A 26,452-nucleotide genomic window follows, 5' to 3' on the forward strand; every position below is an offset into this window, starting at 1 on the left:
ATTACGCCTCAACGCCTTGTTGGCTGATAATATCCTTCGACAAAGGTATCTGAGATTCACTCACGTCTTCCACCAACTTAGCGACCTCTTCAATCGTCGTCATGCCTTCGCTCAGATATTGCAAAGCAGACTCAGCGAGTGGGGTGAAGTTAGGACTCTGCAACGCGGCTCTGGCAAAATCCTGCGGATTACCAGTACGCATAGCATCGATCATCTTTTCGTCTAGCTCGAGGATTTCAAAAATACCAATACGGCCACGATAACCACTGCCATTACAACTCTGGCAACCCGTGCCAATTCTAAAATTCGCATGGGTAAAATCTTTGCGGCTCACACTACTCAGCCAGGCTTTTTCCTGCGGTGTCGGTTGATACTCTACCCCACAGTTATGGCAGACACGGCGCACTAAACGCTGGGCAATAATCACCCTTAAGGCACTAGCAACTAAATAACTCGCAGCGCCCATATCGAGTAAACGCAGCGCACTGGTGACCGCATCGTTGGTATGCAAGGTCGATAGCACAAAGTGACCCGTTAATGCGCCCCTAAGACCAATCTCCACGGTTTCTTGGTCACGCATTTCCCCCACCATGATGATATCAGGGTCTTGACGCAAGGTGGTGCGTAATACATTTGAAAAGTTTAAGCCAATCTTATGGTTAACTTGTACTTGGTTGATCCGCGGCAATTGATATTCGACCGGATCTTCCACCGTGATGATCTTACGGTCGGCGGTATTGAGCTCGCTCAAAATACCGTACAAGGTGGTCGTTTTGCCGCTACCCGTTGGACCTGTGACCAGTAGCATGCCGTGGGGACGTTTAATCTGTTTACGAATACGCGCCAAAATAGCAGGCGGCATACCGGTTTCGTTTAAGGTCAATAAACCCGCCGATTGATCGAGTAAACGCATCACCACAGATTCGCCGTGGTAAATCGGCATAGTCGACATACGCACATCGATATGATGACCTTTGATTTCCATATGGAAACGACCATCCTGCGGCAAACGTTTCTCGGAAATATCGAGACCCGCCATCAACTTAAGTCGCAATACTAAAGCGGCAGCAATATTAACTTCATTCAGAATCGTTTCATGTAGCTGACCATCGATACGCTGGCGAATACGTAAGGCTTTATCACCGGGTTCGATATGAATATCCGAGGCGCGCATTTGCACCGCATCTTCAAAAATCGACTGCAGCAACTTAACCACTGTGGTTTCATTGTCACTGTCACCCGACGTGAGGCTGGCTAAATCGAACATCTCATCGGCGGCGTATTCTTCTTCGAGCTTACCGGCGATCTGAGCAATTTGGTCTGTACGGCGATATAAGTTATCAAACGCTTGCAGCAGTTGCTGCTCGGGCGCTACCGCTAACTTCAAACGCTTAGGCGCGATAAGCATTTCGAGGTGGTCGAGCGCCTGCAAATCCGCGGGGTCGCTCATTGCAACCAATACGCTATCGCCCCGGTCTTCAACCGCTAAAGCGCGGAAACGTCGTGCTTGCACCTCAGGAATAAGATGCACCACTTCCGCAGGGATTGGCATTTTACTGATATCCAGCAAAGGCACATTCAATTGTTGCGACAAGAACTGCAGTAACTGATGTTCGGTAATCGATTGCAAATCAATCAGAGTACGACCCAGTTTTTTGCCCGTATTGCGCTGCTCGGCCAACGCCTGTTGCAACTGCGCTTCAGTAATAATGGCTTCTTGAACTAACAGATCGCCCAAACGCATTTTTAATCTGGGTTTCATTGGCTATCTCCTAGCTGAGTCAAACGTTGTTCAATAAAGGCACTCGCCTGCGCCGATAAGCCTCTATGGCCTAAAGCAGTCCGATAGGCTTGGCGTGCTTGGGGAAATTGCTGCTGCGAATCGAGCGCATAGGCCAGCCCCATCCACCATTTAGCCTGTTGAGGTTCTTGTTGCAATAATTGTCTATAGGCTTGTTCTGACAACGAAAACTGCCCTAACTTTTGCGCCAAATCCGATTGTGCCATCCACTTTTGTCTCGCCAACGGATGCGTGTCAGGTATGTTGGCTAACGTCGCTAATGCGAGATCAGCCTGACCTGAGGCTTGATGAACCCGAGCAAGCAATAAGGCAAAGTCTAACTGCTGTGGGAATAACAGCATGCCTTGCTGTAACACTTCACTGGCTTTGGCTAATTGACCTTGCCCATAATGCAGCGCAGCTAACTGCTTGCGCGCTTCATGCATACTGGGATCAAAGCCTAATGTTTGCTCATAATAACTAATGGCATCTTTGAGTTTGCCATCCCTTTCAGCCTCACTCGCTAAGGTGAACCGCTTCTGCGCCAGCTGCTTTGGGGTCAACTTCACCTCAGTAATCGCCATTTGCCCTTGCTGTTGGGGCGTGAGTCGATTAGTGCCTGCATCAGCTTTAACTTCTTGCTCATTGCTCGCGTTAAGTTCATTATCGGCGGCAACACTGGCACGTTCTGACATCATTAATGCAGAGGGTGCGGCAGCAGTGACCTCGGCGCTTCGCACACTCGATGTCACACGATTTGACTGTGAATGGCTTGGCTCGCTTGACGTATCGACTAGGTCATCTGCGAGTGCTGAGCTCTCATCTTGTTGCCGTTGTGACTCTTGTTCAACATCATGTTCTGATTCAAATTCTTGCGGCTGATTAAGTACAACGTCGTCGACACTGGGTTCAAGCTCTTCATTCTTAGTCGTAAACTCCTGCGTAGTCGCAACGTTAAGCGGTTCTTCGACGACTTCGACGCTTGCTGAAGGCTGTCTCGAGGTAATCTTGTCTACCTGCACAGGCTCGATTTGAGTCTGAGTAGATTCATTTTGCCCATTTGCTTGAGCCGAAATAGTCGCTTCAGCAGGCTTTGCCATGAAAAGTTGCCAGCCATAAACCGCGCCGCCACCGAATAGCAATGACACACCACAGAGCAGCAGCCCGTTAAACGGAGCCCGCCTGCGAGCTAAATATTGCACCTGTGGCTGAGCCACGTTGCTGAGCTCATGCCCCTGCTGACGTCTGTCGAGATCCTGCAGCATCTTGTTGATCACGCTCATACAACACCCCTGAAAAAGTGTTGTAATCCCAAACCGAAAGCCACTGTCATCAAAGTGAAAAAAGGCAACCATTTCCACGATAATAATCGGCGAACACTTGCATCTTCGGTGTCTTGAATTGCAGCTTTAACGTGGGAGGTTTGCACACGAGTAGCGCCTTCGCCGAAACTCAATAACAAGGCTTTATGGGCAAGAATATTGATCAATCTGGGGATCCCTCGGGACGCATAGGCTATCTGACGTGTTTCCCGTGATGTAAAGAGTGGTTCGCCCGCACGCCCAGCGATAGCTAACCGGTGGCGAATATAAGCATCGGTTTCATCCCATGTCAGTGGGCGAAGGTTGTAGCTAAAAGTAATACGCTGTCTTAATTGCCTAAATTCTTGGCGTTTAAGCCTGTCATCGAGCTCGGGTTGCCCAAATAACACTACCTGTAATAATTTACGTGTCTCGGTTTCCAGATTAGTGAATAACCGCAGCGCCTCAAGACTGTCGTCCGGCAATGCCTGCGCTTCATCGAGTACCAATACGATGGCGTGACCGTGGGCGCTCAAGGCTAAAAGCTGCTGTTGAATAAGTCCTGTGAGTTGCTGCTGGTCGATATTGCTGGTGTATTTAAGGCCCAGCTCACTCGCTACCGCCCAGCGTAATTCAGCAGGAGTGAGATAAGGATTAGGCAAATATGCGCAATGAAACTGACTCGGCAATTCGTTAATGAGCTTGCGGCAAATCAACGTTTTACCTGTCCCCACTTCCCCTGTCACCTTGATAAAGCCTTCGCCCGTTTGCAGCGCAGTTTGCAAGACTTGCAAGGCTTCCACATGTGGCGACAGGCCGAAAAAAAATCCGGTATTGGGTGTTAGTGAAAATGGAGGTTGGCTTAGGCCAAAATGCTTCTGATACATAGAAGCTTACTTTGTCTCCGGATACCAACGATCTAATAAGGTCTTAGAACGTTGCAGCTCCGTTTTCCAAGTATCGACACCGACTATCGTAGGTTTTAACAGAATAATAAGCTCGGTTTTCTTCTTCTGCTTACTACGGTTTTTAAACAATTCACCTAGGAAGGGAATATCACCCAACAAAGGCACTTGTGATACCACTTCGATGTTTTCACTCTTCATCAAACCACCAATCACCACCACATCACCGGAAGCAGCGCGGATGACAGTATCAGACTCACGAATTTCACTCTGAGCTAAGGGTAATTCAAGCAATTCATTACTCACTTTGATGTTTTTTCTCTGCTCTTTTACATCAATAACAGATGGATGCACATGCAGTAACACATTGCCGTCACTATCAATTTGCGGCGTAACGTCTAAGGCAATGCCCGAGAAAAACGGCGTAAGCTCGACTTGCGGAGTCGTCACAGGTGTTGTTCCCGCAACTGTGGTCGAAGAAACGTCGGTGACAAAGTACTCATCGGAACCCACTTTAATTACGGCTTTTTGGTTATTCGATGCAGTGACCCTTGGGCTAGACAGTACATCTACATCACCTTGGGTATCTAATAGGTTGATCATAGTCGTAAAGTCAGAACCTTTAATGCTCAACGAGGTGACACCACCCATAGCCGAGGTGATTTTATCACTTAAACCTGAGCCCGCTGATGTACCAAAATTCACATTAGTATTGCCAACATGTCCCAGCACATTATCCCATTGGATACCTTGCTGATAACCATCGGATAATGTGACTTCGAGGATCTTCGCTTCTAAAATCACTTGGCGCTGCAAATGACTTTCTGCGGAATTTAAGAAAGTACGCACTTGGCGTAATTCACTAGGAAAAGCACGAATAGTCACTAAACCCGCCTGCGGCGTAACAACAACCTGACGACCGCCACCCGTTTCGCCGATTATCGAGGATAATGTCTCTTTCAACTCTCCCCAAAAATCTGTCTTAGTACGCGAACGGATAAAAGTACCGTTGCTACTATCGCTACCGCCATTACTACTCGAGTTATTGCCATTACTGCTGTTCGAGTTATTGTTATTATTCGAGCCGCTATTGTTTGAATTGTTATTGTTCGAATTACTGTTGGAATTATTGCTATCCGAAATCCGTCCTGAACTCACTGACGTCACAGATAAGCCATCGCGTTCCATGTAGAGATAATTCAGCGGAAACGTCTCGGTACGCATCCCAGCAGGAAACACTCTTAGGATGCGACCTTCGCGACTCACTTCGTAGCCGTAGATATCTTCAACCACTTGAATTGCTTCAGTTAACGTCACACCTTTAAGGGATAATGAAATCGTACCTTGCACGTCAGGATGTACGGCAACACTCAGCGGTGTACCTTGGACTAAGCTTGGAAAAAATACTTTAGCATCAACATCGTGGGCTGATACATCGAAACGACGCTCAGTTTCCAATGTGGGGGTCAAACCTGATAGCAATGCGCCTGAATTCAATTCCCGCTGAACCGCATCCGGCATAGTCGCAGGCGGTGGCGTCGTTGATGCCGTTGCCGTCGCCATTGAGGCCGCTAATTCCGCCTTACTCGCCTCCGGCTGTGGCCTATTTGTGGTCTGACACGCCACAAGGCAAAGTGAGAGCAGAGGTGTAAAGTATTTAATCGCTTTCATCTGAGGTGTATTCCCTATCTCTCTGTTATTGCTTGAAACAATGTCAATTTCCGTCCATCGGACAGCGATACATAAGTGGGGGTAATTTTAACAATACTCAGCCCCTGAACGCTGTCGCCAACAGACAATATCTTGTTATTTATCACAGCATAAGCCGTGTTTCCTGAGCTTACTATGCTGTTAAGTACAAGCGCCTGATCCTGCGTTTGACTCGCATGACCCTGCACAGCAAAGCCTTTACCGGGCAAAGTCGGGTCGCGCAGCGATTCAGCAGACACCATAGGGCTACTAACCAATAACAACACACTGATAATATAAGACTTATTTAGAAACACTGATAAAGTCCTTATTAATACTCAAGGTATAAAGTTCAATCTCAACGGTCGCTTTTGGATATTCCGCAACTTTATAGTCGAGACGCTTCCAATAAAGTTTATCTGGCATGGCCTCAACGGCTTCCACAAAGCGCAACACAGAAAAATAATCGCCCTCTAGACTCAAGCGAATACCATGGCTATATAGATTGAGTTTTTTATCTTCACCCACGGGTAATAAAGGGATGGGCGCTATCGACATAAACTTAATTAATTTAATCCCTTGCACTTGTCCTAGTAAATTACCCAGCAACTGCGGCATATAGTCTGCCGGCACCATATCCACCATCTGCTCATCGAGCTGGGCATCTAGGGCTTGATTCTGTTGCTGCAACAGCACTAAACGCTGTTGGTAATCTTGATTGGGATCTAACGCTAAACGTTGCTGATACAAGTCAATCTGCTGAGCCGAAATCGCGTTTTCCTGATCTAAGGCTTTTAGTTGTTGTGAAACAGCCACATGGGTTTTCCACAGGGACTCTAAGGGTAAATAACTCAGCATGCCGACCACGGCCAGAATGGCGACTGAGATCAACACTCGCTCACGGCGACTTAGCGCATCAAACTGTTGTCCTAATTGGGCTAACTTTTGCTTCATTGCGCGGCTTCCTCCTTGTTATCGCTTTTCAAGGTAAAGGCCAAAGGTTTATCTTCACCGCGATCCATGCTCATCGACGAGAAAGCTTGCCCCTTTAAAGTCTGCGTAGTTTTAAGTTTGCCAATCCACTGCGGAATGCTTTGAGGATGGTCGGCAAAACCTTCGAACATAAAATCTTGCTCATTAATGACGATATGACTAAGCCAAACACTCGCATCCGACACGACGGCTAAATCTTTAAGAACTGGCGCAAAACCACGGCTAGTTAAAGAAGTCCTAAGACTCAATTCTCCCATGAGTAATTGCTTCAGCTCTAACTGTTGTTTCGCTAAATCGACTCGCGCAACAAGATCGGCATCGGGTTTACGCGCAGCAATTTGTGCTTCTAATGCCTGTTTTTGGGTATCGAATTGCTGCTTTTGTTGGGCAGCCAACTGCTGGGCCTGTTGTAACTCACTGACTTGCCAGTAGCTATAACCACCTAAAACCGCAAATAAGCTCGCAAAAACCAAGGCGTAAGCACTTAAACGCGCAAAGGTTAATCTTTGCTTCGGGGGTAATAATGAAGGAGTGTAAAGATTGACTCGGTATTTAATCACTCAGTACCTCGATAAAATTCAGCAAAGGCTAATCCCGCCATTCGCGCGCCAACACAGCTTTTATCAATGACATTCACAGCTTGATTGAAGTTTGCCGAGACTAACTTAGCTAAAGCATCCACGGCACCATCCGCGAGGAGTTCGATAGAAGATACCGGAGCCTGTCTCAATTGACTTTCAAAATAATCCATAGAACGCTGAATTTCTAAGCTTAAATTGTCTGCCATGCCATAACTTAACTCATCCGCTTGAGTCTTATCCAATTGAGTAAATCCGCGCACGCGACGCTGCATATACAGCTGACCTTGCTTAACCACAGTCAGTAGCAATTCTTGACCGGGATTATGGCTTACCACCAGACGCGCTTGGTTGTCATCATTAAATAGGTTAGTCACGGCTAACTCTTCGATACTAATACCGAAAAGTTGTAAATCTTGTTCATGAATGGCCTGCACCATACTCACTAGCTTAGCTTTATCCACCACCACAACATTGATTTTATTACTCGGAATGGGTGACTCAAAGTAATCCAAATGGATTTGCGGTACAGGTAGCGTGACCATGTCTTTAATTGACCACAGCAAAGCTTGGGATAACTCGACAGTATCGACATTCGGTTTATCAGTCAGCAGTAATTGATAAAGGCCGGAAGCCAAAATCAGCTGTAACTGTGCATTGGGAAAGGATTTAGCCACAGCAGCAAACGCCAATGACCAGTGATCATCTTTCAGCTCAAAGGGTAGCCACTGCTCAGCATTTTCTTTTTGGGCAGGTGCGTAAACCCATAATTTATCGGCGCAGACATAGACACCAAGGCTAGTCGGTTCTGTTCTCTTCTGCCAAAAGGCTAATCGACCTATAAGACTTTTTTCCATAAAGATGCCTATAACCAACTGAATTTAAAAGCTTGAGTAGTCTCTTTCGCACAAACTTCCTGTCACTCCACTCTCCAGTGCTCCTTGACCTATGACCTGCTCGATACAGAATAAAAACCGCAAACGTCATATTTTTGGCACTGGCTAGTTTAGCCGCAAATGCTCGTATTTTATAGATAAATACGTGAATAATAGGATCTATTTGTCTCTAAGACGACATTAATCACCCAAACACTGAACTTCCCTTACTTAGCCTCTATGGGTTCACTGAAATACATTCCCTGCGCTGCGCCAACACCGAGGATTTGCAGTGTCTGCCACTCTTCAAAGACTTCTACCCCTTCGGCGCAGACTTGTACTTCCGTTCGATATAAACCGCCAATCAAACTGCGAATAAATAATTGGTTTTCTGGTCGTAAATGAATATGACGCACGATGGATCTGTGTAATTTAATTAAATCAAAATGACATTCGCGAATGTAATAAGTACCGACAACCTGCTGACCCACATGATCGACACATAATCTCGCGCCCATTTTACGGATCATATCTAATTTAGGCTGCAACTTTTCTTGATGTTGAATAACGATATCTTCAGACACTTCGAAAATCAGTCGCGTGGTGAGATGGCGATATTCTAATAGCGTCGTTTTTAGCCATTGAGTGAAGGCTCGGCTCATTAGCGAATCCAAACTCAGATTAATACTGTATATCTGCGGCGCTGATTTCTTAACTGTTTGAGCATTCGATACGCCGTCTGCTAATTCATTCGACAATAATAACAATACCCGCTCAATAATTTGCCGTTCAACCTGTGGCATTAAGCCACATTTATTCGCCATAGGAATAAAGAGTGTGGCACGGATTAACGCCCCCTGATTATCCCGAGCCCGCGTAAATATCTCTTTATGGTGCTCATTACCATCAGAGTCGATTATGGGTTGGCTAAAGGGAAAAAAGCGCCGCTGCACTAACGCGTTTTCTAAAAAGCTTCGCCAACGCACTGAGCCTTTGGCAAATTCTTCATCAATCGCGCCTTTGTCGTACATAAACCAATTACTATTACCCTGTAATTGTGCCGCCCTCAAAGCCATATCGGCTTCTTCAATTAACTGAGCCGCATTATCGCCTGCGGTAAAATAAGCGCATCCGAGGTGGAAAAAGTTATCGCTATTCTCAACATCAGGCAAAGGCTGGCTTAGACATATCTTGAGTAATTTGCTGGCAAATTGATCCGCTTCAATTAAGGAGATTTGCGGCACGACTATGGCAAATTGATTATGGGAACGACGGGCAAAAATACTATTAGCTTGAGTTTGCAGTAATTGACTTATCGCATTAACTGTCGAGTTTAATAGCTCTTTCGTCACTGCTTCACCTTGGGATTGCTGCAATAAATCCAGATCATCCATTTCTAATAAATAGATTACCCCGTGGGCAAGCATAGCCTGATTATGACTAAGGGCGTCGAGACGATTATTCAAAAAGAGTCGGTTACCAATGCGCGTTTCCGCATCAAGAAAGGTATTAGAACGGATGAATTTGTCGAAACGCCCCCGCTCCTTTTGTGCGTCCTGTAACTCTTCTAACAACTTAGTCAAAGCACGGTTAATCAGCCTTGGTTTACCATTTCCAGGGGTAGCGAGTGCTTGCTCATACTTACCTTGCAGAATCAATCGACTGCGTAAGGCTAATTCTTCAATGCCATCGAGCTGCTGTGAAAACCATAAATAACCAAAACGCACTAAGGCAGCCACGGCTAAGATACCGACCAACAAAATCAGAATTTCATACCAACTGAAAGTGTAATGTTCAAAGGGCTGAGTCAAGGTTAACTGCATACGCAAGCCAGATATCGGCTCTAGCACATGGTCATACACCATCGCATTTTGCGTAGAAAGGTTGCCTTCATAGGTAAATAACACTTCATCTTTCAAGGTCAACCGAAAATTAACGGCATTGTAAGCAAGCAGCATGGGTGGCAGCCAAGCTTCCAAATCCCAATCGGGTTGGTGTTGATATTGGTCCACTAACATAGTTTCGAGTTCAACTACTTTTTGCTGCTGAAATTTATAGGTCAGCTGCACGAAACTCATCATAGCGCTCAGCAAAAATACGAAGGCGATAGCGGCTAATGACATTAACCAAAAGCTGGTTAATTTTGTAGTTAACATTCGGGTGAATTTCATCTATCCGCTATCCTGCAGGATTATTATAATTATTTGTGCGATTTTAACAGAAGTTCAACAAAAGTTGTCCGTTGATTATTCAGTAGCATAACCTAAAAGGCAACTAAGACGCTGTGACTTTAATGTCCACTTAAAAACAAAAAAGAGGCTAATTAGCCTCTTTTCGATGTTTTTACCACTTTTAGCCTAGTCGGCGTATTTAGGTAAAGTGGTGATCGCAGCCACACCAGAGTCGATAGCCGCTTGTGCAACCGCACGGGCAACATTTGGCAATAAACGTGGGTCCATAGGTTTTGGCAGCACATATTCAGGGCCAAAACTCAGCGACGTCACATTAGGATAAGCCTTCAATACACTCGCAGGCACAGGCTCTTTCGCCAGTGATGCAATTGCATGAACTGCCGCAATTTTCATCTCATCATTAATGCAAGACGCACGCACATCCAATGCACCACGGAAAATAAACGGGAAACACAATACGTTATTCACTTGGTTTGGATAGTCGCTACGACCCGTACCCATGATCAAATCACTACGCGTTGCATGAGCAAGTGCAGGTTTGATTTCAGGATCTGGGTTAGAACACGCAAAAATCACTGGCTTATCGGCCATCAGCGCGACTTCTTCTGCACCAATGACGTCAGGACCTGATAGACCTAAAAATACGTCTGCACCTTTAATAACATCAAGAAGCGTGCATTTTTCGGTATCATTCGCAAAGAGTGCTTTATATTCATTAAGATCTGTACGGCCAGAATGAATAACACCTTTAGTATCTAGCATGTAAATGTTGGCGCGATTCGCACCGCATTTTACCAGCATAGTCATACAAGCGATGGCAGCAGCACCCGCGCCCATACACACAAAAGTCGCGTCGCTTATCAACTTACCTTGAATTTCCAGCGCATTGATCATACCCGCCGCAGTCACGATTGCGGTGCCGTGTTGATCGTCATGGAATACTGGCACTTTACAACGAGCAATCAATTCACGTTCGATAACAAAGCATTCGGGCGCTTTAATATCTTCAAGATTGATACCACCAAAAGTGTCAGCAATCGCAGCAACAGTATTAATAAATTCCTCAGGCGTATTATGCGTAATCTCAATATCTGTCGAATCGATATTCGCAAAATGCTTGAACAATAATGCTTTACCTTCCATTACAGGTTTAGAAGCCAAAGGGCCCAAATTCCCTAAACCTAAGATAGCCGTACCATTGGTAATCACGGCAACCGTATTACCTTTATTGGTATAACGATACGCATTGTCAGGATCTGCAGCGATTTCGCGTACTGGCTCAGCCACACCAGGGCTATAAGCTAGGGCGAGATCGTGACTCGTTTCGGCGGGTTTGGTAAGGCAAACTGCGGTTTTGCCTGGTATGGGAAATTCATGATAATCGAGTGCTTGTTGACGAATATCTGACATTTTAAAATCCTGAAATGCGACATTTATAATTTATGAGAGTAAGACCTACCAACACACATCTAGTCTCACCAAAGGGTGATGTTAATAGTCTGGCTGGTCGGGGTAAGATACGCCAATAAGGGGAATTTATAAATAAGAGATTCATAATTTTCACTTTAGCCGCCAAATAGACCCTCTAAGCTTAGTTTTATAAACTTATCTCCTATAATAAAGCTGCATTTCTTAATATGTTTTGTAGGAAACAAACATATATTTTGTAGTTACTGCGCTAGTTGTAGCGACTTAATCTCAAAAATGTTGGTTAAATTACAATATATGGCGACTAGCATATTTATCTTATAGTTAATTGCTATAAATAAGTCGAATTATACACTTGAACTCTCAATACAGAATAAGTTGACGATTTATTGAGTGAAGTCGTACCAGCTAGATATGTAGAATAAGCGGAATAAAGAAAATTGACGAATAACAAAAAGCAAAAAGGCGCCATAGGCGCCTTTTCTAGAAACATTGCAATCGCAATTATTTCTTTGCAAGCACTGCGAAGCGCTTGTTGAATTTGTCGATACGACCGCCGGTATCAACAACTTTTTGTGTACCAGTGTAGAATGGGTGACAAGCACCACACACGTCTAAATGCAGATCTTTACCAGCAGTAGAGTTTACTTTGATAACGTTACCACAAGTACAGTTTGCAGTGATGATAGCGTATGTTGGGTGGATACCTGGTTTCATTGGGGTTACCTCAAAAGTGTAAGGCCATGTCGCTCTTCCAACCCGTAGTCGGACACCACATGCATGTTAATAACAATATGTTTAGGGCGCAGAATGGTACAGCATACCTACAAGGGATACAAGTAGATTATCTGAGCGTTTGCCGGTTAATCTGTGTCTATTTTGACTTTAGTTAAGCGGCTTATTTTCCCGCTTCTTTAGCCTCAAATACCGCCCGCGCCTCTTTAGCATCAGAATGCTGATCCAAAATCATTTTCGAAGGACAAGATAGCACCGCATTGCTCTTGAGTGCATTGATTCTATTCTTCGAGAAAGCCACAGGATTTGCCTCGTAAATCGCCAACATAGCACCATATACACTCACATCCCAATCCTTGGCATATCGACTAGCAATACGCCACAACGTCTCGCCAGCAAGATACGTTAACTGGCAATGTTCGGGCGTCTGCGAGGCCGTTTCAGCAATATTCTGTTTTTGCTCATTATTTGCCGTTTTCACTATTTCTGGAACCACAGTTTCAGTTGCAGCGTTTTCAACAGCCCCTTTTTCAACAGCAATCGTCTCAGAGGTTTTAGCGAAGGCGTTTATCTCAGTAGCCGACGTATTTTGTTTATTCGCGGCTTCAGGAAATCTAAAGCCAGTCACCACTTCTACCGTTGGTACTTTGGATTGGGTATTTGCAGCAGTAGCAACAGTCACTGCGGGCATTACCTCTTCAAGTGGCTTTGATTCTGCCACCACTTTTACAGGCTTAATGCCCACTTTATCCGCACTTTTGGGGGCGCCCGCTGTAGTGGTATTTTTAGTGTCCGAAACCGCTTTTGTCGTTAACGCGGCAGAGGCAGGTTTAGCCGCACCGAATAAATTAATACTTTTGACGTCATACCATCGGTCAAGGCGATACTCTCTCACTAAGAGTTTAGCGCTGCTATCCTTCACATCTTCAACGCCAGTGAGTAAAACTAAAAAGCGATTAATCTCCTCAACCATTAACCTTTCTTCGCCGCTAGCTTGCTGCACGACAAACTCTAAGCGCGACATATCTTGATTGTCTGCGATCACATTCACCCTGAGTTTAGGGTAAGCGCCTAATTCAAACATCCGGCTATTAATACTCACATGGGAGACTTGTGCCATGCTAGGTGCACTGCACACCAAAGCAAGTAGACCTAATGATTTCACTATATTAGCCATTTATTTACTCTCAACTATCCTTGGTAAACCATCATTAGGGCTAGCCCTAGCCAGCCGCGCTGAGTACACTAAACCACATTCTTGTCTAAGACTTGCCTGCATATGTCATTGTTTGTCGAAGTTGCGTTACCTGTGCCTATGCGGCAAACCTTTAGCTACCGCGTACCCGAATCCTATCCTAGTACACCGCAAATAGGTGTGCGCGTTAAAGTTCCCTTCGGTCGTCAACAATTGATCGGGTTAGTCACAGGTATCACTGAGTCTTGCAGCTTAGCCCCAAAGCAAATTAAGTCTGTGCTCGAGTTTATCGACGATAAACCTTTACTGCCTGAATCACTTTATAAATTAACTCTTTGGGCTGCGAGATACTATTTTTGCAGCCAAGGGCAGATGCTAACCCAAGCCTTACCTGTGGCCCTGCGTAAAGGGCTCGATGCCGCGCCACAAAAGATCCAATTCTGGCAATTAACTGAAATAGGCCAAAATATTGCGCCCGAAGCGGTTAAACGCGCACCCGCACAGAAAAAACTACTCGAGTTACTCAAAACCGCCAGCTTAACCCAAGAAGAGGTTATCAGCTTAGACATCAGTAAAGCGGCGCTTAAATCCTTAGAAGATAAAGGCTGGGTGGCACGCCATGAAAAAATTGCCGAGCTTAATCTCGACTGGCGCACCACACTCGAAATGGACGAAACGCCACATAAACTCAATAAAGAACAAGCCGTCGCCGTTGCCACTTTAAATCTGCAACAAGGATATCACTGTACTTTATTAGAAGGCATTACCGGTTCGGGTAAAACGGAAGTCTATCTTGCTGTACTCGAAGAAATCCTCAAGCAAGGCAAACAAGCGTTAATTTTAGTGCCTGAAATCGGCTTAACACCCCAGACAATCAATCGCTTTAAGCGCCGTTTCAAAGTCAATGTTGCCATTTTGCATTCAGGGTTAACCGACAATCAGAGACTCGAAGCATGGCGCCAAGCCCGCTGTGGTCAGGCTGCAATCATTATCGGCACCCGCTCAGCATTGTTCACACCTATGGCGTATCCCGGCATCATCATACTCGATGAAGAACACGACAGTAGCTTCAAGCAACAGGAAGGTGTTGGTTATCATGCCCGCGACTTGGCAGTTATGCGTGGCCATTTAGAAGCGATTCCGGTGATTTTGGGCACAGCGACGCCCTCACTCGAAAGTCTACAAAATGCCTTAAGCGGCCGTTACCATCATTTACAACTGGGTGAACGCGCAGGTGCGGCTAAAAAAGTGCGCCAAGGCATTATCGATATTAAAAATATGCCGCTGAAAGCCGGTATGTCAGTGCCGTTACTGAACGAAATCCGCCTGCATTTAGACGCAGGCAACCAAGTCTTGTTGTTTCTCAATCGCCGCGGCTTCGCACCAGCCCTGCTTTGCCACGAGTGTGGGCACTTACACGAATGCGACCGCTGCGACGCGTTTTTCACAGTACATCAATCCCTTGGCGAAATTTGCTGTCACCATTGTGGCAATCAATACGCTATCCCCAAGCAGTGTCACAAATGTGGCAGCACTATGTTGATGGGCCAAGGCATAGGCACAGAACAGCTCGCCGAAGCGCTGCAACAGGAGTTTCCGAAACATCCAGTAGTGCGCATCGACCGTGATACGACCCGCCTTAAAGGTTCATTAGAAACCCACTTAAATGCGATTCATAAGGGGGAATATAAAATCCTCGTCGGCACGCAAATGCTGGCTAAGGGCCACCACTTCCCTGATGTCACGCTTGTTGGGTTACTCGATGTCGATGGCGCCTTATTTAGTGCCGACTTCCGCGCGCCCGAACGTTTTGGACAACTCTATACCCAAGTTGCAGGTCGTGCAGGGCGCGCCAGTAAACCCGGCACGGTATTATTGCAAACTCACCAGAGCGACAATCCCATTTTGCGGGATTTGCTGCACCGCGGTTATGGCGAGTTTGCTCGCAGCCAACTCAAAGAACGTCAACAGGCACTGCTGCCGCCAGCATGGCACATGGTGTTGGTGCGCGCCGAAGCGCATTTAGCCAGTGATGCCGATAACTTTCTCAACGCCTTCGCCGCGCTCTTGCCCCAAGATAAAGAATTTGAGGTGATTGGCCCTATGCCCGCGCCCTTAGATAAAAAAGCTGGCAAGTTCCGTCGCCAACTCTTATTCCAAGCTAAAAACCGCAACCGTCTGCAGCAAGAGTTTGAACGTATTCATCCGCTTGTAGAACAACTTATCGAAGCTAAACGCTGCCGATGGAGCTTAGACAGAGATCCGCAGGATCTCCTCTGAGTCGAGTATTTGATAAGTATTTAAGCGCCATTTGATAAAAAATCATCGGGAAGATAGCAATTGTTAACCACAAACGGCTAAAATATGCGGTTATTCCCTATATTCACTCTTAAAGTTAGTGCCGATTAGAACCCATGAAATCACATATCCAATCATTACTTGAACAAACTCTAGAATCCTTTAAACAACAAGGTATTGTGCCTGCTGACTTTGAAGCACGCATTCAGGTAGATCGAACCAAGGATAAGAGTCATGGCGACTTGGCAACCAACTTAGCCATGATGCTGACCAAGGTCGCAGGCAAGAATCCACGCGAATTAGCCCAACTGATCATAGATACCTTACCGGCTTCGGCTTTTGTGGCTAAGGTTGAAATCGCAGGACCAGGCTTTATCAACTTTTTCATCAACGACAGCGCCTTAGCAGATCAACTGCAAAATGCCGTCAACGATGAGCATTTAGGCATTAAATTACCGACCCCACAAACCGTTGTTGTCGATTACTCTTCACCCAACCTCGCCAAAGAAATGCATGTAGGCCATCTGCGTTCAACCATCATTGGTGACAGTGTTGTGCGTGCATTGGAGTTTTTAGGCCACAAGGTTATCCGTCAAAACCATGTGGGCGACTGGGGCACACAATTTGGTATGTTGCTGGCCTATATGGAAGAGCTGCGCGCCAAAAATGGTGAAGAAGCTCAACTTGAACTGTCTGATTTAGAAAACTTTTATCGTGCCGCGAAACTGCGTTTCGACGAATCAGCAGAATTCGCAACCCGCGCTCGTCAGTTAGTGGTCGAACTGCAATCTGGTGACGAGTATTGCAACAAACTGTGGCGCGAATTTAACGATATTTCGTTAAGCCACTGCCATGAAGTCTACGCCCGTTTAGGTGTGAGCCTGACCCGCGCCGATGTACACGGTGAAAGTGCTTATAACGCCGATCTCGAGCAAGTGGTTAAAGATTTAGATGCCCAAGGTTTATTAACCGAAAGTAACGGCGCTAAAGTCGTATTCCAAGAAGCCTTCCGCAACAAAGAAGGTGAGCCATTGCCTGTTATCATCCAAAAGGCCGATGGCGGCTATTTGTATGCCACCTCAGATCTTGCGGCAATGCGCTACCGCTCGAACGTGTTAAAGGCCGATCGTGTCCTGTATTTTGTTGACCTACGTCAGGCACTGCATTTCCAACAAGTCTTTAGCCTAGCGAAACTGGCTAAGTTTGTCCGTGAAGATATGTCATTAGAACACTTAGGTTTTGGCACTATGAACGGCGAAGATGGCCGTCCATTCAAAACCCGTAGCGGCGGTGTCGTTAAGTTAGTTGACCTGTTAGAAGAAGCCAATGTGCGCGCGCTAGAACTCGTTCGTAGCAAAAATCCTGATATGGATGAAGCCACGCTGACTGAAATCGCCCGCGTCGTTGGGATCAGCGCCGTTAAATATGCTGACTTGTCGAAAAACCGTACCAGCGATTATATCTTCAGCTTCGAGCAAATGCTCAGCTTCGAAGGCAATACCGCACCTTACCTGCTGTACGCTTACACCCGTGTTGCGGGCATATTCAAGCGAGTAACCGATCTGGATCTCAGCCAAGCGAAAATCGTGCTTGAGCATGAAAAAGAGAAAGATCTCGGTAATAAGTTGGCGCAGTTCGGTGAGATCCTCAATCGTGTTGTCGATAAAGGTCAGCCGCACGTACTGTGTGCTTATTTATATGAATTAGCGGGTGCTTTCTCTAGCTTCTACGAAGCTTGTCCAGTACTTGCCGCCGATAATGACGCGCAAAAGAACAGCCGTTTATTACTCGCGCAACTGACGGCTCGTACGTTACAAAAAGGCCTAAATCTACTCGGTATTGAAACCTTAGAGCGGATGTAAGCCATGAGTAATCGCGATTATGCCAATAGAAGGCCGCAGTCGGGCGCTAAACCGCGCCCAATCCGCGCGACTCGCCCAACTCGAGCAAAGCCTTCACAATCTAAATCGGCGCCGCGTAAGAAGCTGCCGCTGACCTTGATAGGCTTTGTCATACTCGCTGTGGGTTGTTTCGTCTATTTCCTGTCAAGCATTAAAGATAATGCTAAGCAAGAAGTGAAGCCGATACCCGCTCCGGCCAAGAAAACGGAAGTACAAGTTAAGCCTCAAGAGACAGCGGTGCTTACTCCTAAGGTCAAAGAACCTGAACGCCAAGCGGTCGTTATCCCAGTAGAGACAACTGAAACTGCTGAGCTTATTGTTCCGCCAAAGAAGGATCCTAATGCTCTGCCACCACAACCAAAGGAAGAATGGACCTATCTGAACGAGCTTGAAAATAAGCATGTTGAGGTCGATATTCCCGATATTGTTGCGAGCAGAACACCGATGCAATATCAGTTGCAGTGTGCTTCTTTCCGCCAAGAATCACAGGCGAACGAGATGAAAGCTGTCATCGCTTTCCAAGGTTTAGAGGCGCAAGTGAGACAAGTCGAAGGTACGACTGGCGTATGGTACAAGGTTGCTTTAGGCCCCTTCGAGCGTAAACGTGATGCAGAGCGTAAACGTCATACACTGCAAAAAGCAGGGATTAATGGTTGCCAGATTCTAGCGATTCCTAAATAAGGCTTTAGCCTACTCCTGATAGACTATTAAGAATAAATAGCGGCCAGCGTTTTATCGCTCGTCGCTATTTTTTTATCCGTATCACATGACTCACTTATTGATTCTGCCTACCCATAAAAACTCAGTTTTAAACAACAACTCATTTCAAATTTGCTGATCTACTAAATTTATAACCCATTATTTACAAACAACAAAATCCTTTATTAAGAAAGATTAATATGCAGTTTAATTGACCTAGATCAAACTTAGGCGTATCTCTTAATTAACAGCAAGACCGCTGTATCTGTGTCAAATCCAACCTCAGGGTGAAGTATTATGAATGCATTAATCGAGATAGAAGCCACCGAATTCAGCCAACTGTTCAAGAGTGGCGACATGCTGGGAATTAGGATGTTTATGGAACATGTGCGCATGCCGCTGGATGTTCAAGACAAGATTTATGACGAAATTTCTGCGCTTCAGCAATTAGAACAAAACCAAATTGCCAAGCTCATTGAAACCCACGCCCATTCCCAAATTCATGAACGCCTAGCTTATTAGCCTTCCATTCAATGAAAAATTTATCTATGCCCAACTGCAGCTTCTGGCGGTTCATTCAACAGAAGCTGTATGATCTCCCCGCAATTCGCAACACAAACTGTTATATCATCCAATTACAGCCAAAAAATAAGGCCAAACACCTGGGTATTTGACCTTAATGAACTAGCTAGTTTCAGATTTTAACCACAGCCTTAGCTCGGTTTTTCTTCCGTTAAGCCTATGCTATTCATCCAATAATCGAAATCCACCATATTACCTGGTAACACCACACGACTATTCTTCTGGCTTAAGCCATCAAGCTGTTTAAAGTATTGCTCACCGAGTTGCATCCGCAGGGCATTGTGACCACCCGGCGCGGCAATAACAGAGGCGAGACGTTCAATCGATTCTGCCGTTGCGCGGGAAATGGTTAAAATTTCCTCAGCCTTACCTTCGGCTTCGTTAATCCGGCGCTGCATCTCACCTTCAGAACGGTTTACCGTTTCAGCTTTAACCCCTTCAGAACGGTTAATTTTACTCTGTTTGTCGCCTTCACTCTTAGCCAATAATGCACGGCGCTCACGCTCGGCATTTACTTGCATTTCCATGGCATTTTTAACGGTTTCAGGTGGTGTGATATTTTTTATTTCATAACGATGCACACGTATTCCCCACAGGGCACCCGCTTGATCTAAGACTTGCACTACCTTAGCTGAAATCACATCACGCTCTTCAAACGTACGATCAAGATCAAGTGTCCCTATGACAGAGCGCGTCGTCGTTTGCGCCAACTGAATTGCTGCATAACGATAATCAGTAATACCATAGCTGGCCTTCACTGGGTCAGTCACAGAGATATAAATCACCCCATCCACTTCAACGTTTACTTCGTCGCTCGAGAAACATTCCTGCGGTGGTACGTCAATGGTTTCTTCTTTCAAATCATGAATAAAAGCCACTTTATCCACAAAGGGGATCAAAGTATGGAACCCCGCATCTAACGTACTGTGATACTTACCTAAACGCTCAACAATAAAAGCCGATTTAGTGGGCACTAGGCGGATCGATTGAAATAGTTTAATCACAAAAATGGCAAATATCAGGCCCCAAATCGCCATCACAATCAAATCTGTATCTACTGGAATATTCATTATCGCGCTCCTTTGCCAAGATTATTCTGGCCACTCATAGTCTGAGTGACTTGCTCCATACCTTCGAAGAAACCTTCAAGTTTTGCCATTTCAGCGGGAACAACAGAGACTTGTGCATCATTGAGGATCTTACCAACTTGAGCAATAAACTGTTCTTTTAATAGCATATTCATCGCATCTGTACCGCCATTGACGGCTAATGCTTGCGAGATCATTGCCATACCTTCGGATTTTGCTTTCGCTATGATAGCGATCTCCTGACCTGTACCTTTAGCTTCATTAATCCGTTTCTGTTTTTGACCTTCTGACAGGTTAATGGCCTCTTGGCGCTCACCTTCAGACATATTGATCATCGCGGCTTTTTCGGCATTCGCTAAGGTGATTTCGGCACGTTTACGGCGTTCAGCTTCCATCTGCTTCTCAAGGGTGTGGATAACATGGCGTGAAGGCGTGATATTACGAATTTCATAGCGCAATACCTTGATTCCCCATGGCTCGGAAGCCTTATCTATTTCCCGCACGATTGATTCATTTAAGCTATCACGCTCAGAGAAAGTCTCACTCAAACTCAGCTTGCCGATTTCAGATCGCATAGTGGTCTGGGCTAAATTCACCGCTGCTTTACGGTAGTTTTCAATACCATAACTCGCCAGTTTGCCATCCATCACTTTTAGGTAGACCAAGCCGTCCACTTCAAGTTGAGTGTTATCTTTGGAGATACAACTCTGTGGCGGCACATCTAATACTTGCTCACGGGTATCGTGACGGTAGGAGACGCGATCGAAAAAAGGGATCAAAATATGAAATCCAGGGCTTAATACTGCGCGGAATTTGCCAAGACGCTCAATGACATGCACTTCACGCATCGGCACAATTAACATCAACTTATAAAGAATAAAAAAGATAAATAAAATGACTAAGGTAAATACAAACATAGATTCCATCCTTTAGTTTTTGGAAGCTTCTATTGAAATAGGCTCAACGACTAGAGCGATATTTTCACGACAAATAATTCTGACTTCGGTACCCGCCTCAATAATGCTGCCATCGCCAAGCGCTGGCCATTCACTACCTTGAAACTCCACCCGCCCAGGTGTTTGCCCAGGACCTATGGTCTGCTTTACGCGAACAATTTGATTGTATAGTTCGATTGCTTCATCCGTGTTATCCACATGGGAATCACCACCAACGAGCCTCTGAGTGACTTGTCTGAAAGCCAATAACAACACAATGGCAGAGATAAACCACAGAGTCATGCTCTGCACGACACCTTCGACCAGTCCTATGCCTAACGCACCTGCCACGACTAAACAAGCCGCACCCAGCAACACTATTATGCCACCTGGAACCACTATTTCGGCGAGCATTAACACTAAACCAATCACTGCCCACACTAAAATCGGATTTGAAAACTCCATATTTCCCCCTGAAATGAGAGTGTCCTTTACTGCACTATAACAGCAGAGTTTCGGATAATCGACATAATATGTCAAAATTTACCCTATCAAAATGCACACTCAATCACCTATGACTTAATCCTCATTCTCCCATATCCGCCCACGAAAGCCGTTAGGTTGTTTTAAAATTAAGCATAATCAATTCAAAAAGATAGCAAAACCCCAATCCACAAGCAGCGCAATAACAATAAAACCCATTAAAAATCAATTGTCTAAAAATAAAATTCCTCACTAATGATTATGTGATTTTGGCAACAACATTCGATAAAAACTTTGAATAAATGTAAATTTTTGCATATATTGCCCCCACTTTTGAGCAAGTCCTTTGACGTACACTCGCGCTAGGTTTGAACTTACCCATCAAACCATGCCATAGGTCAGAGAGCGGATTGAGTAAGACACGAATTAACTTCGACCTATACAACAGGAAATAACAATGAAAAAAACATGCCTATGCCTAGCACTAATGCTTTCTCCTCAAGCATTTGCGGGTGACTTAGTACAGTGGTGGGATTTCAGTGCAACAGCCCTCTATGGCGAAGACTACGATTTAGCGCCATCGGATAAACAAGCCACTATCACCTTGGAAACCGCTGGCGGTTGGAAATACGGTGATTGGTTTGCCTTCCAAGATTTTATCTATTTCAAAGGTAACGACACGGGCATGCAAAGCACTACCTATGGTGAAATTTCGCCACGTTTTAGTGCCAGTAAAATTCTTGGCGAGAAAATCGCCTTTGGGCCAGTAACAGACTTGTCTCTAGCGTTAACCTATGAAGAAGGTGAAGGCCCAGTCCATAGCCTACTTTACGGTCTAGGGGTCGACGTAGCAGTACCATACTTTACTTATCTTAACTTTAATACCTATCGCCGCGATGGTATGAGCACTGGTAACAATAGTGACGGCTGGCAGTTCACTCCTGTATTTCGTATCGATATCCCTGTTGGATCTGCCAACATAGTACTCGATGGCTTTATCGACTGGGTATTTGCCACCGACGATAACGGCTACGAGGAAAACTTCCATTTCAACCCACAGCTAAAATACGATCTCGGTAAGAGCCTGTTCGGTGATCATCAAGCCAATAAATTATTGGTGGGTATCGAATACGATCTGTGGACCAATAAATACGGTGTGAAAGGCGTCGATCAAGACACTTACTCTGTGATTGCTCAATACCATTTCTAATCGGTATCTGCATAGTTTTAAAACAACAAAAAAGGTGCCATTGGCACCTTTTCTATTCTGAGCACTCACTTTGCAGGGGAGTGTTGCTTAGCTTACTAAAAATTAAGCTAACAATTTTTTCGCTGCTGCAACCACGATAGAAACCGCACTCACTTCAGTTTTCTTCATTGTGGCTTCATTAGGAATTTCTTGTTGGGTGCGGTTTACAATCACACCAGCAACGCAGGCTGCACGCCAACCTTGAGTAGCACACATAGTGAACAAAGTGGAAGACTCCATCTCATAGTTCAGTACGCCCATATCTTGCCATTCTTTCATTGAACCCGCGAAACGACGCGTTACACGGCCTGTGACAGTGTCATAACGCTCTTGGCCTGGGTAGAAAGTATCAGAAGAAGCTGTTACGCCAATGTGTGGCTCAACGCCAGCATCGCGACACGCTGCAACCATAGCTGTGGTACATTCAAAGTTTGCAACCGCTGGATATTCCATAGGTGCAAAATGTAAGCTCGCGCCATCTAAACGTACTGAAGCTTGAGTCACAATCACATCGCCCACATTTACATGAGGTTGGATTGCGCCTGTAGTCCCTACACGCAGGAAGGTATTCACACCTAATTGTGCAAGTTCTTCTACTGCGATAGAAGTAGATGGACCACCGATACCGGTTGAACACACTACTACTGGCTTGCCATCGGCATACGCTAAATAGCTTGTATACTCGCGGTGGCTAGCAAGAAACGTCGCATTGTCCATTAGTTCGGCAATACGTTTTACACGCTCTGGATCACCAGGAACGATTGCTAAGGTTGCACCATCGAGCATCGCTTTGGTCAAACCTAAATGAAATACATCAGCCATTGTGAAAACCCCTTTCATTTTTGATAATTAAATTCTTATAAAATCGACTTTAACCTAGTATCGAAGCGGTGAAGGTTAACTTGATCACAGAATTATCGGCAAGAAGTAATTGTTTAGTCGTAATGAAATTACCAACTACACCAGCATCTGCTCACAAGATAGCAAATTTGCCCATATTTCGAATGTCAGTCTGATTTATACCAAACAAAGTGTGAACCAGATCCTGAACTCATGCCAGAGGCTGTGGCAACAAATACCTAAGATACTGATTTAAAATATATTAAAATAAATCATCCATTAGTATTAATCTAAGTGACCGCTAAAAGTGATCTAAGTCACGTTTAACGACTTGGTATAAGGTTAGGGTTAAGGCGTAACCTGAAGTGTAGTAAATGACGACAAGGAGAATGCCGATGTTTCCAGAGTACAGAGAATTAATTTCCACCCTGAAAACCCAAGATGCTCATTTTCAACGTAAGTTTAATGAGCATAATCAGTTAGACGAGGAAATCAAACAACTGGAAAAACGTGTCGCCAGTGATTTCAATCCCACTGTGAAAGAACTCAAAAGCAGAAAGTTACATTTAAAAGAGGAAATTTATCAGATCCTCAAATCCCACGAGTAATTCTACTATTACTCTAAAGACAAATAAGGGCGCCTAAGCGCCCTTATTAATGTCATCACAATCGCTTACAGATAGTAATCCTTCAGCGGTGGGAAACCGTTAAAGCATACTGCTGAATACGTCGTCGTATAAGCTCCTGCGGTTAACCAATACATACGATCGCCAATGGCTAAGTCATTTGGTAAGCCATAGCTATAGTGCTCATACATGATATCTGCACTGTCACAGGTTGGGCCGGCAATCACGCATTTATCCAGCTCGCCTTGACGCTCAGTATAAATCGGGAACTTAATCGCCTCGTCCATCGTTTCAATCAAGCCAGAGAATTTACCCACATCGGTAAACACCCAACGCTCTAACGCTGTGTAAGATTTTTTGCTGATCAGTACCACTTCAGACACTAAAATCCCCGCATTAGAGATCAACGAACGACCTGGTTCCAAAATAATTTGTGGTAAATCATCACCAAAATCTTCCTTCAGGAAGTGAGTGATTTGCTCGGCATACACACCCAATTGATTGGTTTTATCAATATAGTTAGCAGGGAAACCGCCACCCATATTGATCATCTTCAAGGTGATATTGTGCTCATCACGTAGACGGTCAAAAATGCTTTTCACTTTACCAATAGCGGAATCCCAAGCACCTATGTCACGTTGCTGAGAACCCACATGGAAAGAAATACCAAAAGGCTCTAAGCCTAATTCCTGTGCCAATACTAATAGCTCATAGGCCATTTCGTTTTGGCAGCCGAATTTACGGGATAACGGCCAATCAGCGGTATCTGTACCTTCGGTCAGAATGCGCACATAAATACGTGAACCCGGTGCTTCTTCAGCGATCATTCGCAAATCAGCTTCTGAGTCAGATGCATACATACGCACGCCACGCTCATAAAATGCACGCACATCTTGGCGCTTTTTAATGGTATTACCATAGCTGACTCGATCGGTTGTCACACCGACATTCATGACCATATCTAGCTCATAAATCGAGGCAATATCAAAGTTTGACCCTTTATCTTTTAGTAAAGATAAGATCTCGGCCGCGGGGTTTGCCTTAACTGCATAATAAACGTTGGCGTAAGGAAAACTATTAACCATGTCATCGTATTGTTTCGCTATGATACTTGTATCGATCACGACGAACGGGGTTGCTTTGTCTTTGGCAAACGCTTCAATACGCTTGAATGTGTCCATATCATAATAGTCAGCAACATCAATAGATTGAAATTGGCTCATCGGGCCAGAGTCTCCTTTGGGTCAGATAGATAACAGTAAGTGTGATGTATTAAAAACGTGCGCAGTAAACGATATTTTTTCGCTTTACGCAACGAATTTTTATGCTGAATTAATAACTTTTTATTCCACAGCTCTTTAAGGAACTGAACAATCAAAAAAAGGCGCTATAAAACAAATAATTATGCACACAAACCCTAAGGTAAATTTGTGTTCATTATCAGAATAAAAAGTGAATTTTTTACGACGTTATCGGAAGGGAGATGGATAGACTGGCTGGAGCCAAAATATCCATCTAAAAACAGTTATCTTGAAGTAACAATCACACAGCGAAAAGAAGACTAATGGATAATGCCGATCAGTTAAGACAGATCGCTTGACGATCTCGCTGAAAAGATCAAAATCCGATGACCTCATGTCATCGGATTTTTTTATGCAACTCTCAGAAGCACTCGCCCGTACTCATATTACCCGCCTAACCGAATTCACCTGCTTAGCAGATGTGTTAGAACCTGAGTTAATTCAATCTTGCCTAGACTCTCAGGGCGTTGCGACGTTAAGACGACGTAAATTGCCGATGGACGCGATGATTTGGGCCGTTATCGGAATGGCTTTGTTCCGAGGGGAATCTGTTCGGTCACTCATCAACAAACTCGACATTGTTTTGCCGCAAGAGATTGATTATGTTGCACGCAGCGCCGTGACTCAGGCGCGTAAACGATTGGGCAGTGAGGTTATTAGAGAAGTATTTAGTCGCAGCGCCAATACCTGGCACGCGAGAGCTGAACATCCTCATTGGTGCGGCCTTAACTTGTATGGTGTTGACGGTGTAGTGTGGCGGACACCCGATAGTGTCCAAA

Annotated in this window: 24 protein-coding genes; 7 read left to right on the forward strand and 17 right to left on the reverse strand. The window is 45.1% G+C overall.

Annotated elements, in window-relative coordinates; translation table 11 throughout:
- Nucleotide 1 precedes the first annotated feature (1 nt).
- From KO533_RS08845 to KO533_RS08900, 12 genes are all read right to left on the reverse strand, one after another.
- Nucleotides 2–1,762 carry a GspE/PulE family protein gene (locus KO533_RS08845; RefSeq protein ID WP_113940085.1) on the reverse strand — a complete coding sequence of 587 codons (1,761 nt, stop codon included), beginning with the start codon at nucleotides 1,760–1,762 and terminating at the stop codon, nucleotides 2–4.
- The gene (locus tag KO533_RS08850; protein WP_219253740.1) at nucleotides 1,759–3,063 is read right to left on the reverse strand and encodes a tetratricopeptide repeat protein; all 1,305 of its coding nucleotides are present in this window, start codon (nucleotides 3,061–3,063) and stop codon (nucleotides 1,759–1,761) included. The genes KO533_RS08845 and KO533_RS08850 overlap by 4 nt, the downstream gene beginning before the upstream one ends.
- A complete protein-coding gene (locus tag KO533_RS08855; RefSeq protein ID WP_113940087.1) occupies nucleotides 3,060–3,968 on the reverse strand; it encodes an AAA family ATPase in 909 nt (302 codons plus the stop codon). The genes KO533_RS08850 and KO533_RS08855 overlap by 4 nt, the downstream gene beginning before the upstream one ends.
- A 6-nt stretch (nucleotides 3,969–3,974) precedes the next feature.
- Nucleotides 3,975–5,657 carry a pilus (MSHA type) biogenesis protein MshL gene (gene mshL, locus KO533_RS08860; RefSeq protein ID WP_173247189.1) on the reverse strand — a complete coding sequence of 561 codons (1,683 nt, stop codon included), beginning with the start codon at nucleotides 5,655–5,657 and terminating at the stop codon, nucleotides 3,975–3,977.
- A gap of 14 nt (nucleotides 5,658–5,671) precedes the next feature.
- Nucleotides 5,672–5,992, reverse strand: a complete 321-nt coding sequence (locus KO533_RS08865) for an MSHA biogenesis protein MshK (protein WP_105251271.1) — start codon at nucleotides 5,990–5,992, stop codon at nucleotides 5,672–5,674.
- Entirely contained in the window at nucleotides 5,979–6,629 is a 651-nt protein-coding gene (locus KO533_RS08870; RefSeq protein ID WP_219253741.1) for an MSHA biogenesis protein MshJ, read from the reverse strand. Before KO533_RS08870 ends, KO533_RS08865 begins: the two co-directional genes overlap by 14 nt.
- The gene (locus KO533_RS08875) at nucleotides 6,626–7,228 is read right to left on the reverse strand and encodes a fimbrial assembly protein (RefSeq protein WP_219253742.1); all 603 of its coding nucleotides are present in this window, start codon (nucleotides 7,226–7,228) and stop codon (nucleotides 6,626–6,628) included. The genes KO533_RS08870 and KO533_RS08875 overlap by 4 nt, the downstream gene beginning before the upstream one ends.
- Entirely contained in the window at nucleotides 7,225–8,103 is an 879-nt protein-coding gene (locus KO533_RS08880) for an MSHA biogenesis protein MshI (RefSeq protein WP_219253744.1), read from the reverse strand. Before KO533_RS08880 ends, KO533_RS08875 begins: the two co-directional genes overlap by 4 nt.
- A 245-nt stretch (nucleotides 8,104–8,348) precedes the next feature.
- On the reverse strand, nucleotides 8,349–10,292 hold the full coding sequence (csrD, locus tag KO533_RS08885; RefSeq protein ID WP_219253746.1) for an RNase E specificity factor CsrD: 1,944 nt from the start codon (nucleotides 10,290–10,292) through the stop codon (nucleotides 8,349–8,351).
- A 186-nt stretch (nucleotides 10,293–10,478) separates the two neighbouring features.
- On the reverse strand, nucleotides 10,479–11,723 hold the full coding sequence (locus KO533_RS08890) for a malic enzyme-like NAD(P)-binding protein (RefSeq protein WP_219253748.1): 1,245 nt from the start codon (nucleotides 11,721–11,723) through the stop codon (nucleotides 10,479–10,481).
- Nucleotides 11,724–12,245: 522 nt separating this feature from the next.
- The gene (rpmE, locus tag KO533_RS08895) at nucleotides 12,246–12,458 is read right to left on the reverse strand and encodes a 50S ribosomal protein L31 (RefSeq protein WP_063883331.1); all 213 of its coding nucleotides are present in this window, start codon (nucleotides 12,456–12,458) and stop codon (nucleotides 12,246–12,248) included.
- Nucleotides 12,459–12,639: 181 nt separating this feature from the next.
- Nucleotides 12,640–13,653, reverse strand: a complete 1,014-nt coding sequence (locus KO533_RS08900; protein ID WP_219253749.1) for a FimV/HubP family polar landmark protein — start codon at nucleotides 13,651–13,653, stop codon at nucleotides 12,640–12,642.
- Nucleotides 13,654–13,755: 102 nt separating this feature from the next.
- Here KO533_RS08900 and priA point away from each other — a divergent pair, with 102 nt between their 5' ends.
- The 4 genes from priA (at nucleotide 13,756) to KO533_RS08920 (ending at nucleotide 19,091) form a co-directional block, all read left to right on the forward strand.
- Complete coding sequence (priA, locus tag KO533_RS08905; protein WP_219253751.1) at nucleotides 13,756–15,951, forward strand: primosomal protein N'; 2,196 nt, start codon at nucleotides 13,756–13,758, stop codon at nucleotides 15,949–15,951.
- 134 nt (nucleotides 15,952–16,085) lie between these two features.
- Nucleotides 16,086–17,831, forward strand: a complete 1,746-nt coding sequence (gene argS, locus KO533_RS08910; RefSeq protein WP_105251263.1) for an arginine--tRNA ligase — start codon at nucleotides 16,086–16,088, stop codon at nucleotides 17,829–17,831.
- Nucleotides 17,832–17,834: 3 nt separating this feature from the next.
- Nucleotides 17,835–18,551 (forward strand): SPOR domain-containing protein, encoded by a 717-nt coding sequence (locus KO533_RS08915; RefSeq protein WP_168825699.1) that lies wholly within the window; start codon nucleotides 17,835–17,837, stop codon nucleotides 18,549–18,551.
- 315 nt (nucleotides 18,552–18,866) lie between these two features.
- On the forward strand, nucleotides 18,867–19,091 hold the full coding sequence (locus tag KO533_RS08920; RefSeq protein ID WP_006083282.1) for a hypothetical protein: 225 nt from the start codon (nucleotides 18,867–18,869) through the stop codon (nucleotides 19,089–19,091).
- 191 nt (nucleotides 19,092–19,282) lie between these two features.
- Here KO533_RS08920 and KO533_RS08925 read toward each other — a convergent pair whose 3' ends face one another.
- Genes KO533_RS08925 through KO533_RS08935 form a run of 3 tightly spaced genes read right to left on the reverse strand, consistent with a single transcriptional unit; the run spans nucleotide 19,283 to nucleotide 21,639 of the window.
- Nucleotides 19,283–20,221, reverse strand: coding sequence for a stomatin-like protein (locus KO533_RS08925; protein ID WP_168825701.1), 939 nt, complete (start codon nucleotides 20,219–20,221; stop codon nucleotides 19,283–19,285).
- Nucleotides 20,221–21,156 (reverse strand): slipin family protein, encoded by a 936-nt coding sequence (locus KO533_RS08930; RefSeq protein WP_212600511.1) that lies wholly within the window; start codon nucleotides 21,154–21,156, stop codon nucleotides 20,221–20,223. Before KO533_RS08930 ends, KO533_RS08925 begins: the two co-directional genes overlap by 1 nt.
- 12 nt (nucleotides 21,157–21,168) lie before the next feature.
- On the reverse strand, nucleotides 21,169–21,639 hold the full coding sequence (locus KO533_RS08935; RefSeq protein WP_113940097.1) for an NfeD family protein: 471 nt from the start codon (nucleotides 21,637–21,639) through the stop codon (nucleotides 21,169–21,171).
- 475 nt (nucleotides 21,640–22,114) lie between these two features.
- On the opposite strand from KO533_RS08935, the gene KO533_RS08940 reads away from it, so the two are divergent.
- The gene (locus KO533_RS08940) at nucleotides 22,115–22,867 is read left to right on the forward strand and encodes an outer membrane protein OmpK (protein ID WP_219253753.1); all 753 of its coding nucleotides are present in this window, start codon (nucleotides 22,115–22,117) and stop codon (nucleotides 22,865–22,867) included.
- A 102-nt stretch (nucleotides 22,868–22,969) separates the two neighbouring features.
- On the opposite strand, the gene udp is transcribed toward KO533_RS08940, so the two are convergent.
- Nucleotides 22,970–23,728 carry a uridine phosphorylase gene (gene udp / locus KO533_RS08945; RefSeq protein ID WP_105251257.1) on the reverse strand — a complete coding sequence of 253 codons (759 nt, stop codon included), beginning with the start codon at nucleotides 23,726–23,728 and terminating at the stop codon, nucleotides 22,970–22,972.
- Between the two features lie 413 nt (nucleotides 23,729–24,141).
- Here udp and KO533_RS08950 point away from each other — a divergent pair, with 413 nt between their 5' ends.
- Nucleotides 24,142–24,354: a YdcH family protein gene (locus tag KO533_RS08950; protein ID WP_006083288.1), complete on the forward strand. Its 213-nt coding sequence runs from the start codon at nucleotides 24,142–24,144 to the stop codon at nucleotides 24,352–24,354.
- A gap of 65 nt (nucleotides 24,355–24,419) precedes the next feature.
- On the opposite strand, the gene KO533_RS08955 is transcribed toward KO533_RS08950, so the two are convergent.
- Entirely contained in the window at nucleotides 24,420–25,595 is a 1,176-nt protein-coding gene (locus KO533_RS08955) for a type III PLP-dependent enzyme (RefSeq protein ID WP_105251256.1), read from the reverse strand.
- A gap of 412 nt (nucleotides 25,596–26,007) precedes the next feature.
- On the opposite strand from KO533_RS08955, the gene KO533_RS08960 reads away from it, so the two are divergent.
- On the forward strand, nucleotides 26,008–26,452 hold a 445-nt coding region (locus tag KO533_RS08960), incomplete at its 3' end, for a transposase domain-containing protein (protein ID WP_219253755.1).

Source organism: Shewanella sp. NKUCC05_KAH (assembly GCF_019345585.1).
In the GTDB taxonomy this organism is placed as follows: Bacteria; Pseudomonadota; Gammaproteobacteria; order Enterobacterales; family Shewanellaceae; genus Shewanella; species Shewanella oncorhynchi.